Genomic DNA, 11419 nt, shown 5'->3' with positions numbered 1-11419 from the left:
TCGCTGCCGGGTGGTGCTGGGCCTCAGTCCAGCACCACCCGCAGCAGTCCTTTCATCAGCTCCGCTTCCTCTTCGGGGCTGATTTCCAGCGGAGGCAGGGACGTGAGCCCCGCATCGGCGGTCCAGCGGGTTGCCGGCGTGGTGTCTTCCACCACCCGCACGTTCACGGTCTCGATGGGGGGCGGGACCGGCAGCACCGTCTCGATCGCCAGTCTGCTGCTGCCGGAGGCCGCACCCTGGGCAGAGCCGCCCTTCGGGGTCGTGGGCATGAACGGCAGCGAGCTGTACGCGCTTGCCTCGAGGTCGAGCAGCTCCGCCTCCTCGTCGTCCCCGTTTCCGCTCAGCCAGGGCATGGCGGCGTTGCCGCCGATCTTTGGCTTGGCCGGTCGATCAGGAACATGCCCCGGCTCGGACTCACTGGCCTGTTGTTGCAACGCCTTCTCGGTGAGCTCCACCCCCTGCGCCGCCAGGTCGCGGTAGATGGGGTCGAGGGCGTTGTCGAGCACGTTGTGGTACAGCTGCCCGGCGCGCAGCGGCTGCTGCAGCCCATAGAAATTGATGTGGCCGAGCAGCAGCTTGAGGCGGAGCACCTGGGGGCGGTTCCCCGTGCCCTCCACTTCCTTCATCAACGCTTCGGCGCCGGACAGGGCTTCGTCGTAGCGACCCTGGCTGTAGGCCAGCTCCACCACGCCGTAATTGCGATCGAAGCTGACCTGATCGAACACTTCGGACATCAGTGGGGGGTGGCGTGGAGGGTCGAAGCCGATGCTGGATCGGTGCGGCTGACTGACCGCTCCAGTGTGAGCGTTGCGCGCCCCCACACCAGCCGCCAGCCCTCGGCAAGATCCAGGCTGCCAGCCCCGCGCTCCGGCGGCAACCGCTGCCTCAGACGCTCCAGCTGGGAGCTCAGCGGCCCGGAGCCCGTTTCCCGCTCGATCCAGTGGTGCAGCACCGCCCGCTGAGTGGCCGCCGACAGACCGGCAAGGGCGGCACGCCTGAGCGTGCGGGGGCTGTCAGGCTCGCTGAGCGCTGCGATGCTGAGGGCCAGCAGCTCGCTCTGCAGCGCCTGGCCGTGCTCCAGCCGTTCGGCCAGGGCGTTCATGCGCCGGCTGGCCCCGGGATGCAGCTCCTCCAGCACCGGCAGCACCTGATGGCGAATGCGGTTGCGGCTGAAGCGAGGATCCGTGTTGCTGGAGTCGGGCCACACGGGCAGGCCACGGTCTGCGCAGAACCGCTCCGTTTCTTGACGCATCAGCCCCAGCAGCGGCCGGGCGATCTGAACAGTGCCGCTGCTGGGACGCAGGCGTCTCAGGCTCGCCAGGCCCCGCAGATGGGTGCCGCGGGCCAGGTGCAGAAGCATGGTTTCGGCGCGGTCGCTGGCGGTGTGGCCCGTGGCCACCCGGCGGCAACCCAGCCCCAGCGCCTGGTGCTGCAGGCAGTGGTAACGCCATTCCCTGGCCTCCGCTTCCGAGGCCAGCGCTCGGTCAGGGGTGGCCAGCTCCAGCGGCAACTGCTGCTGCCTGGCCCAGGCGGCAAGCTCCCGGGCCTGGCTGCTGGCTTCGGGGCGCCAGCCGTGATCGCCGTGCCAGAGATGGAGTTGCCACTGGTGCAGGCGGCGCAGGTCGAGCAGCAGCCCGGTCATCGCCATCGAATCCTGCCCGCCGGAAACCGCCAGCAGCAGCCGCTCACCCGGTGGCAGCAGATCGGGCTGCAGCAGCAGGGTGCGGTGCAGGCGCAGGTGAAGAGGGCTCCACGGGGAGGCGGCAGCTGGCGGCTCCCCGTGCATGGCGGGTGGGACAATGCCAGTCATCCGCTGCCCCCGCCGATGTCCCGTCTTGCCAGTCTGCCCGCTGCTCTGCAAGCTTCGCTGGCCTCGCGGCGGATGCTGAAGGTGATCGCGGGCCTCACCAATCGCGACACGGCCTCGGTGGCGGCGGTGAGCCGGGCGGCGGGCGCTGGCGGCGCCGACCTGATCGACGTGGCCTGTGACCCCGAGCTGGTCCGGCTGGCGACGGCGGCCTCCGGTCTGCCGATCTGCGCTTCGGCGGTCGACCCCGAGCTGTTCCCCGCGGTGGTCGCCGCCGGCGCCGCCATGGTGGAGATCGGCAATTTCGATGCCTTCTATCCGCTGGGCCGCCGCTTCGGTGCCGAGGAGGTGATCGCCCTCACCCGCCGCACCCGGCAGTTACTTCCCGACGTGGTGCTGTCTGTCACCGTGCCGCACATCCTGCCGCTGGATGAGCAGGAGCAACTGGCAGTGGCCCTGGCCGCCGAAGGCGCTGACATCATCCAGACCGAAGGCGGCACCAGTGCCCTCCCCCACAGCGCCGGCATCCTCGGCCTGATCGAGAAGGCGGCACCCACCCTGGCGGCGGCCCACACGATCAGCCGCGCCGTCCCCCTGCCGGTGCTGTGCGCCTCCGGCCTCTCGGCCGTCAGCCTGCCGCTGGCGATCGCCGCCGGCGCCAGCGGCGTGGGCGTGGGCTCGGCCATCAACCGCCTCCACGACGACCTGGCGATGGTTGCGGTGGTGCGCAGCCTGCGCGAGGCGCTCAACGGCGTTCCGGCAGCCGTTCATTGATCCGATTGGCTGCTTGGCCAAAGCTGGGTGCCGCCGCGGTTGCTTCGCCTGTCTCCTGGGCCATGAAGGAATGTGCCCAGCGCCCTATCCACCCCCTGGTGAGGTGGATAGGGTTCAGTGTCTGCATCTTTGACGCATGGGAGCCTTTGTCTGGCTGCTGCAGTGGCCCATCCGCGCCGGCATCCTGCTGATCGTGGCGGCTCTCCCCCTGGGGGTGGAGATGTCCAGCTTCGGGACGGCCATGCTCTCTGCTGTGGTGATCGGCCTGCTGGGCACCCTGCTGGTGTGGCCGCTGAAACTGCTGCTCGCTCTCCCCTGGGCGGTCACCAGCCTGGGTGGATTGATCGCCCCGGTGACCTTCCTGTTCAACTGGCTGATCACGATCATCCTGTTCGCCTTGGCGGCGTGGCTGATCCACGGCTTCCGGCTGCGCGGTGGAGCGGTGAGCGCGATCTTCGGCGCCCTGGCCTACAGCATCCTCAGCACCTTGATTCTCGGCCTGCTGGGCCTCAATGTGAGCTTCACCCGTGCAGGTCTGCTGGCCGGGGCCGGCCTCAGCTGAAAACTGGCGGGCTGTGGGCGGCTCTCCGCCGCTTCACCCCTTGCGGCTTCCTTAGGATCAGGTGCTACCGGCAGGCCTGCTGGCCTGGCATCCGAGCGGCATGCCCCGTTATCAGCTCACAGCCCCTTATGAACCCAAGGGGGATCAACCGACCGCCATCGAGACCCTCACCCGCGGCGTGGAGCAGGGGCAGCGCTTTCAGACCCTGCTGGGCGCCACCGGAACGGGCAAGACCTTCTCGATCGCGAATGTGATCGCCCGCACCGGCAGACCCGCCCTGGTGCTGGCCCATAACAAGACATTGGCGGCGCAGCTGTGCAACGAACTGCGCGAGTTCTTTCCAGAGAACGCCGTTGAGTATTTCATCTCCTATTACGACTACTACCAGCCCGAAGCCTACGTCCCTGTTTCTGATACCTACATCGCCAAGACGGCCTCGATCAACGAAGAGATCGACATGCTGCGGCACTCCGCCACCCGTTCGCTGTTCGAGCGCCGCGATGTGATCGTGGTGGCCTCGATCAGCTGCATCTATGGCCTTGGTATCCCCTCGGAATACCTCAAGGCGGCGGTGAAGTTCCAGGTGGGGGAGACGCTCAATCTGCGCGGCTCGCTGCGGGAGCTGGTGAACAACCAGTATTCCCGCAATGACCTGGAGGCGGGCCGCGGCCGCTTCCGGGTGAAGGGCGATGTGCTGGAGATCGGCCCCGCCTATGAAGACAGGCTCGTGCGCATTGAGCTGTTCGGGGATGAGGTGGAGGCGATCCGCTACGTGGACCCCACCACCGGTGAGATATTGCAGAGCCTGGAGGCGGTGAACATCTACCCCGCCAAACACTTCGTGACCCCCAAAGATCGGCTCGAAGTGGCGATCGACGCGATCCGCACGGAGCTACGCGATCGTCTCGAGGTGCTGCATGCGCAGGGCAAGCTGCTGGAGGCCCAGCGCCTCGAGCAGCGCACCACCTACGACCTGGAAATGCTCAAGGAAGTGGGCTACTGCAACGGTGTGGAGAACTACGCCCGCCACCTCGCGGGCCGCCAGGCCGGCACTCCGCCCGAATGCCTGATCGATTACTTCCCCGACGACTGGCTGCTGGTGGTGGATGAAAGCCACGTCACCTGCTCCCAGCTGCATGCCATGTACAACGGCGACCAGGCACGCAAGCAGGTGTTGATCGACCACGGCTTTCGCCTGCCCAGCGCCGCTGACAACCGCCCGCTCAAGGCGGAGGAGTTCTGGGAAAAGGCCCGCCAGACCATCTTCGTGTCCGCCACTCCGGGGCAATGGGAGATGCAGCAGAGCGAGGGCCACATCGCCCAGCAGGTGATTCGCCCCACCGGCGTGCTGGATCCGATCGTGGAGGTGCGCCCCACCGAGGGGCAGGTGGATGATCTGCTGGCTGAAATCCGGGTGCGGGCGGAGCGCTCGGAGCGCAGCCTGATCACCACCCTCACCAAGCGCATGGCGGAGGATCTCACCGATTACCTGGCTGAGAATGGGGTGCGGGTGCGCTATCTCCACTCCGAGATCCACTCGATCGAACGCATCGAGATCATCCAGGATCTGCGCAATGGCGCGTTCGATGCTCTGGTGGGCGTGAACCTGCTGCGCGAAGGGCTCGATCTACCGGAAGTGTCGCTGGTGGCGATTCTCGATGCCGATAAGGAAGGCTTCCTGCGGGCAGAACGCTCCTTGATCCAGACGATCGGCCGCGCCGCCCGCCATGTGAGTGGGGTGGCGTTGCTCTATGGCGACAACCTCACGGATTCGATGGCGAAGGCTATTTCCGAAACCGAGCGGCGGCGTGCCATCCAGCATGCCTACAACGAAGAGCACGGCATCACCCCTACCCCCGCCGGCAAGCGGGCCGGCAACTCGATCCTGGCCTACCTGGAGGTGTCCCGCCGCCTCAACGACGATCAGCTGGAGCAGGCTGTGGAGCTGGCCGTTCACAACGAAGCCCCGCTCGAAGCGCTGCCGGAGCTGATCACCCAGCTGGAGGACAAGATGAAAACGGCAGCCAAGAACCTCGACTTCGAAGAAGCGGCCAACCTGCGCGATCGCATCAAGCAGTTGCGTCAGAAACTGGTGGGTCATCACTGAGCCATGCTGCGATCAGCTGGTCAACGCCCGGAGGCCTTCAGCACGGTTTTGATCGTTTTGGCGAGGATCAGCAGATCCAGCCAGATGCTGCCGTTGCGCAGGTAGTAGAGGTCGTAGCTGAGCTTCAGCTGCGCATCTTCCACGCTGGAGCTGTAGGGCATGTTCACCTGGGCCCAGCCGCTCAGGCCCGGGCGGATCCAGTGCCGCAGCCGGTAGTGGGGGATGCGCTGCTCCAGCTCCCCTTCCAGCTCCGGCCGCTCCGGCCGTGGGCCGATCAGGCTCATCTCGCCGCGCAGCACGTTCAGCAGCTGGGGCAGTTCATCGAGGCGGGTGCGCCGCAGCCACACACCCACCGGGGTGATGCGTTGATCATTGGGCTCCGACCACCTGGCCCCGCCCAGTTCCGCCTGTCGCACCATCGAGCGCAGCTTGATCACCTCAATGGCTTTGCCCATCAGGCCGGAGCGACGCTGGCGGTAGAACACAGGTCCGCCATCGCCCAGGTGGATCAGGGCTGCAGCCGGCAGTAGCAGCGGCGCAGCCAGCAGCAGCAGCAGCAGGCTGATGGCCACATCGGCGAAGCGCTTGAGCTGCCTCTCCACCGTGGGCTGACGCCCTTCGATCCGCCCGGAGAACAGCAGCCATTGGTGGCCCACCCACTGCGGCGGGATGCGTTGCAGCTCCTGCTCGGCCATCTCGGCCAGGGTGGTGAGTGGCCCGCCCAGCCAGGCCAGCTGCTCCGCCTGCCGCATCAGGGCGGGGTCGGCCTGCACACCCGGGCTGAGGGCGATGCCATCCAGCCCGCCCGGCAGCTTTTCATGGTCCATGGGATGCCCGTCCACCGGCGACACCTGGGCGCGCGCATCCTGGATGGCCAGTGCCGGTCTCCCCGCCTGGTGCCCCCACTCCCGCTCGATCGCCGCGATTTCCTCCGGCAGCGCCAGCACCCGCCAGTGGTCGTTGCCGGGGTGGCTGGAGACCTGCCGGATCGCCAGCCGCACCAAGGCGCTCCACAGGGCCAGCAACACGAACATCGGGATGAGGCTGCCGCGGTGCAGCACGGCCACAGCCGGGCCTGCCCGCACCAACCAGCCCAGCAGGGCGGCGGCACTGAGCGACACCGCGCTCGTGACCCCGAGCCGCAGGGCCAGGCGCATGCGGCGCATGTCGGCGCGGCGCAGCACGGTGTACGAACCGAACAGCCAGCCGAAGGTCCAGTAGAGCAAGACCAGGATCAGCAGCAGGCCGGCGCTCGGATCGCTCGGCGCCTGGCGCGCCCGGCCGATCAGCAGCGCCAGCACGACGAGGCCGGCGGCATCAAGCCCCGCCGCCAGGGCCAGCCATCGACGGGTGGAGAGCCAGTGCACCTAGGCGTCTGCGGGGAGGGCGGCGTCGTGGCTGGCGGGAGCCTCGCTGCCTTGCGCCTGATGGCTGGCCTCGCCGCCCAGCGCGAAGCAGGCGTGCACAACCTGCAGGGCCTTGACGCCATCGTCTTCGGCCACCACACAGCTGGTGCGGATCTCGCTGGTGGCGATCATCTCGATGTTGATGCCCGCTGCCGCCAGGGCCCGGAACATGCGGCCCGCCGTGCCGGGTGTGCAGGGCATGCCGGCGCCCACGGCGCTGACCCGGGCGATGGCGCTGCCCTGCTCGAAGCTCGCTTCCGGCCACTGCAGCAGCAGCGGTTGCAGTGCCTGGCGGGCCCGCGCCAGATCCTCCCGTCGCAGCGTGAAGCTCATGTCGCGGCTGCGGGTGGGCCCTTCCCCGCGGGTGCGCTCCGACTGCACGATCGTGTCGAGGCTGATGCCCGCATCCGCCAGGCTGCGGCAGACGGCGGCGGCGGTGCCGGGCCGATCGGGCACCTGCCGCACGGCCACCTGGGCCTGATCCCGGTCGAGGGCCACGCCCCGCACAGCGGGATCGTTGACCCTGCAGGGCAGCGGGTTCTGGCGCAGCTGGTGCTCCTGCAGCTCGAACACTTCGGCGGCGGCCCGCAGGGCCCGGTGGCCTTGGCTGCCGTCCACCAGGCAACTCACCTTCACCTCGCTGGTGGCGATCATGCGCAGGTTGATCCCATAGCGCGCCAGGGTGTCGAACAGGCGCGCGGCAATGCCCGGCCGCCCCATGATCCCGGCTCCGGAGATGCTCAGCTTGGCCAGGCCCGCCTCGCTGCTCAGGGCCGTGTCGTCGGCCTGGAGATCGCCGAGCAGAGCGCGGCACACCGTGAGTGAGGCCTCCAGCTGATCCTCCGCCACTGTGAAGGCGATGTCGTTGGTGGTGCCGTCATGGGTCGATTGCACGATCAGATCCACGTTCAGGCCGGCGGCCGAGAGGGCCTCGAACAGCAGGGCGGCCACACCGGGTCGGTCGGGCACGCGGGTGAGGGCCAGCACCGCCTGGTGCTCCTCGAGATCGGCGCCATCGACGGGACGGCCCAGTTCCAGCCCACCGCTGCCGATCGGGCGCGGCGGGCCACTGGTGAGCCGGGTGCCGGGGGCCTCGCTCCAACTGGAGCGCACCACCAGCGGCACGCCGTAGTTGCGGGCGATCTCCACCGCCCGTGGGTGCAACACCGAGGCGCCGAGGCTGGCCAGCTCCAGCATCTCGTCGCAGCTCACCTGCTCCATCAGCTGGGCATCCGCCACCTTGCGGGGGTCGGTGGTGAGCACGCCCGGCACATCGGTGTAGATCTCGCACACCGACGCCGCCAGCGCCGCCGCCAGCGCCACGGCCGAGGTGTCGGAGCCGCCGCGGCCCAGGGTGGTGATCTCCGGCGTACCGGCGCTGCCGCTGCTGGTGCCCTGGAAGCCGGCCACCACCACCACCTGGCCCTCCTCCAGCAACCGCTCGATCCGGTCGGTGCGCACCTCCAGGATCCGCGCGCGCCCGTAGGACGACTCGGTGACGATCCCCACCTGGGCGCCGGTCATCGACACGGCCGGCACGCCGATCGCCTGCAGCGCCATCGCCAGCAGGGCGATCGACACCTGCTCACCGGTGGCCAGCAGCATGTCCATCTCCCGCTGGGGAGGGGTGGTGGTGATCGCCCGGGCCAGGCCGGTGAGTTCGTCGGTGGTGTGGCCCATGGCCGACACCACGATCACCAGATCGTGGCCCTCCTCGCGGCTGGCGGCGATGCGACGCGCTACGGCCTGCAGGCGTTCCACGCTGCCGACGGAGGTGCCCCCGAACTTCTGAACCAGCAGGGCCATCCCGGTGCGCGCGCGAACGGTGGATCGGTCCTGATTATCGGAGGGGGGCTGACAGGAACCCATCGCGGAAGGCGTCGCCGGCTTCGGTGCCCCGTTTGAGCGCCGCCTCCACCTCCAGCAACTGCCCCAGCAACCGCAGCAGCCGCTCCGCCGACCGTCCGCGCAACTGCTTGCGCAGCACGTAGATGCGCCTGGGGTTGCCGATGCCGGCCGCCTTGGCGATCACGGCCACGTCCTGTTCGCCCTGGGCGTCCAGCAGGCTCACCCACACCCAGCCCCGCAGCTGGCCGGCGAGTGTGGCCACGATCCGCAGCGCCGGTTCGCCCGCCCGCACCAGCTCGTCCACCAGGGCGATGGCCTCGCCGGCGTCCCCGCGCAGCAGCGCTTCCCCCACCGCCAGGCTGCTGGTGCTGTGGCCCGCCACCAGCGCCGCCACCGCCGCGCCGTCGATCGGGCGCTCACCGCAGAACACGGCGAGCTTCTCCAGCTCACTGGCCAGGCGGGCGCTGTCGCTGCCGATCGCACCCGCCAGCGCTTCGATCGCCGCCGGCGTGGCCGTCAGGCCCAGCGAGCGGGCAGTGCTGCGTACCAGCTCCAGCTGGCCCTCTCCATCCCACACCGCCGGCAGCACGAAGCTGCGTTCCTTGGCGATCGCCTTGAGGGCTTTGGTGGTGCGCAGGCGTGCGTCCGGTTTGCCTTCGCTCACCAGCACCAGGTGGCTGGTGGCGGGGATCAGCTCCAGGCTGGCCTCCAGCTGCATGGCCAGCTCCGCCGGACAGGTGTGGCAGAAGGGGCTGCGCTGCAGCACCACCACCCGGTCACCGCCGCCGAACGGGCCGGTGCGCGCCTCGATCAGGGCCTGGCCGGCCTGGGCCGTGTCGTTGCCATCAAGCCGGCTGAGGTTGATGCTCTGCCAGACCGGATCCACTGACGCGGTGATCAGCTCCTCCACCGCCCGTTGACGGCTGGCCTCGTCGTCGCCCCAGTAGAGATGGATCGGCATCGGGGCAGGCCGTGGACCATCCGATCTTCACCGAAAGCGTGCGGCGGATCCGGGGCTGGCTGGGGCCCACCGGTCTTGACCCCGTGCAACAGGAGGTGCTCGAGCGCCTGGTGCACAGCAGTGGCGATCTGGCCATTGCGCCGGAGCTGCGCTTCAGCCCGGGCGCCTGCGTCGCCGGCCTGGCGGCCCTGGCGGCCGGGACGCCGATCCTCACCGATACCGCGATGGCGGCGGCCGCGGTGACCCCGATGGCCCGCCGCAGCTTCGGCAACCCGGTGCACAGCGTGCTGGCCTGGGCGCCCGCTCTGGCGCCTGAAGGCAGCACCCGCTCCGCTGCGGGGATGGCCCCGGCCCTGGCGGCCCTGCCGGGGGCGGTGGTGCTGATCGGCAGTGCCCCCACCGCGCTTGAACGGCTGCTGGAGCTGGTGGCCGCCCCCGAGCCGGTCGCGGGCGTGGTGCCGCCGGCGCTGGTGATCGGCATGCCGGTGGGCTTTGTGGGGGTGGCCGAGAGCAAGCGCCACCTGGCCGCCAGCGGTCTGCCCCAGATCCGGCTGGAGGGCAGCAAGGGGGGGGCTGGTCTGGCGGCGGCGGCGGTGAACGCCCTGCTGCGGCGCGCCTGGCTGGATCGGGCCTGAGGCCTTCCCTAGGCCGCCACCTGCAGCCCCACCACCACGTGGCTGTTGGCCTCGATCCGTCCGAGCACCTGTCGGGCGCGGCGCACCACCTGCTGGGGCACCCCGGCCAGGCGGGCCGCCTCGATGCCGTAGCTGCGGCTGGCGCCGCCGGGACGCACCTGATGCAGGAACACCAGCTGATCGCCGGTTTCCTCCACCAGCACCTGGAAGTTGGCCACGTTCGGGAGCAGCTCGGCCAGCTCGTTGAGCTCGTGGTAGTGGGTGGCGAACACCGCCCGCGCCCGCAGGCCGTCGGCCAGGTGCTCCGCCACCGCCCAGGCGATCGAGAGGCCGTCGAAGGTGGCAGTGCCGCGCCCGATCTCATCGAGCAGCACCAGAGAGCGATCGGTGGCGTGGTGCAGGATGTTGGCCGTTTCGGCCATCTCCACCATGAAGGTGGACTGGCCGGTGGCGAGGTCATCCACGGCGCCGACCCGGGTGAAGATGCGGTCGCAGAGGCCGAGCCGGGCGCGGCTGGCGGGAATCCAGCTGCCGATCTGGGCCATCAGCTGCAGCAGGCCCGTCTGGCGCAGATAGCAGCTCTTGCCACTGGCGTTCGGCCCGGTGAGCACCACCAGATCGGGCTGGTCCGCCTCGCCCAGGTGGATGCCATTGGCGGTGAAGGGCTCCTCCACCAGCAGCTGTTCCACCACGGGATGGCGGCCGGCCTCGATCCAGAGGCTGCGGTCGGCGGTGAGCTCGGGGCGGCAGTAGCCGCAGGTGGCGGCCACCTCAGCCAGCGAGGCGATCGCATCGAGGCGGGCCACGCGCCGGGCGGCGCTGCGGATCGGCGCGGCCAGGGCGCCGACGGCGGCGCGCAGCTCGCTGAACAGTTCGTACTCCCGCTGGGCGGCGCGAGCCTGGAGCTGCAGGATGCGGCCCTCGCGTGCCTTGAGTTCGGGCGTCACGAAGCGCTCCTCGTTGGCGAGGGTCTGGCGCCGGATCCAGTGCTCGGGCACCCGTGTGGCCCGGGCCCGGCTCACCGAGAGGAAATAGCCGAAGGTGCGGTGAAACTGAACCCGCAGCGAGGGGATGCCGCTGCGTTGCCGCTCCGCTTTCTCCTGCTCCACCAGCCAGGCCTGCTGGTCGTCGAGCCGGTTGCGCAGCCCATCGAGTCGCGCGTCGACGCCGTCGTGGATCAGCCCCCCTTCCGTGAGGCTCAGTGGCGGGGTGTCCCGCAGGGTGTGACGCAGCTGCTCCACCAGCACCGCCAGTTCGGGCGGCGGTTCGCGCAGGGCCGCCAGGGGCTCGCTGCGCGCCGCCGCCAGCAACGCCGCCAG

Annotated in this window: 10 protein-coding genes; 4 read left to right on the top strand and 6 right to left on the bottom strand. The window is 69.6% G+C overall.

The features are described 5' to 3' along the window. Positions 1 to 23 precede the first annotated feature (23 nt). Positions 24 to 734 carry a hypothetical protein gene (locus KBY86_RS10040; protein ID WP_255141003.1) on the bottom strand — a complete coding sequence of 237 codons (711 nt, stop codon included), beginning with the start codon at positions 732 to 734 and terminating at the stop codon, positions 24 to 26. Further along, positions 734 to 1810: a tRNA lysidine(34) synthetase TilS gene (gene tilS, locus KBY86_RS10035; protein WP_255141002.1), complete on the bottom strand. Its 1077-nt coding sequence runs from the start codon at positions 1808 to 1810 to the stop codon at positions 734 to 736. Before tilS ends, KBY86_RS10040 begins: the two co-directional genes overlap by 1 nt. A gap of 15 nt (positions 1811 to 1825) precedes the next feature. Here tilS and KBY86_RS10030 point away from each other — a divergent pair, with 15 nt between their 5' ends. The 3 genes from KBY86_RS10030 to uvrB all read left to right on the top strand — a co-directional run bounded on the left by KBY86_RS10030 (position 1826) and on the right by uvrB (position 5250). Further along, a complete protein-coding gene (locus KBY86_RS10030) occupies positions 1826 to 2581 on the top strand; it encodes a DUF561 domain-containing protein (protein WP_255141001.1) in 756 nt (251 codons plus the stop codon). Positions 2582 to 2717: 136 nt separating this feature from the next. Continuing rightward, complete coding sequence (locus KBY86_RS10025) at positions 2718 to 3143, top strand: phage holin family protein (RefSeq protein WP_255141000.1); 426 nt, start codon at positions 2718 to 2720, stop codon at positions 3141 to 3143. Between the two features lie 100 nt (positions 3144 to 3243). Next, positions 3244 to 5250 carry an excinuclease ABC subunit UvrB gene (gene uvrB, locus KBY86_RS10020; RefSeq protein WP_255141048.1) on the top strand — a complete coding sequence of 669 codons (2007 nt, stop codon included), beginning with the start codon at positions 3244 to 3246 and terminating at the stop codon, positions 5248 to 5250. A gap of 20 nt (positions 5251 to 5270) precedes the next feature. Here the strand turns inward: uvrB and KBY86_RS10015 are convergent, their stop codons facing one another. From KBY86_RS10015 to holA, 3 genes are read right to left on the bottom strand one after another with little or no spacing between them, the layout of a single operon-like run. Beyond that, positions 5271 to 6617, bottom strand: a complete 1347-nt coding sequence (locus KBY86_RS10015; RefSeq protein ID WP_255140999.1) for an exopolysaccharide biosynthesis polyprenyl glycosylphosphotransferase — start codon at positions 6615 to 6617, stop codon at positions 5271 to 5273. Beyond that, complete coding sequence (locus KBY86_RS10010) at positions 6618 to 8462, bottom strand: aspartate kinase (RefSeq protein ID WP_255100507.1); 1845 nt, start codon at positions 8460 to 8462, stop codon at positions 6618 to 6620. A 34-nt stretch (positions 8463 to 8496) separates the two neighbouring features. Further along, positions 8497 to 9465, bottom strand: a complete 969-nt coding sequence (gene holA / locus KBY86_RS10005) for a DNA polymerase III subunit delta (RefSeq protein ID WP_255140998.1) — start codon at positions 9463 to 9465, stop codon at positions 8497 to 8499. A gap of 11 nt (positions 9466 to 9476) precedes the next feature. Here holA and KBY86_RS10000 point away from each other — a divergent pair, with 11 nt between their 5' ends. Then, a complete protein-coding gene (locus tag KBY86_RS10000; protein ID WP_255140997.1) occupies positions 9477 to 10100 on the top strand; it encodes a precorrin-8X methylmutase in 624 nt (207 codons plus the stop codon). 8 nt (positions 10101 to 10108) lie between these two features. On the opposite strand, the gene mutS is transcribed toward KBY86_RS10000, so the two are convergent. Then, positions 10109 to 11419 (bottom strand): DNA mismatch repair protein MutS (mutS, locus tag KBY86_RS09995; RefSeq protein WP_255140996.1); only part of this gene is annotated, 1311 nt, incomplete at its 5' end.

Origin of the sequence: Synechococcus sp. Lug-A (assembly GCF_024345655.1) — a bacterium.
GTDB lineage: Bacteria > Cyanobacteriota > Cyanobacteriia > PCC-6307 > Cyanobiaceae > MW101C3.
Note: the sequence above shows the minus strand (reverse complement) of the source record. Positions and strands in the feature narration are given on the sequence as shown.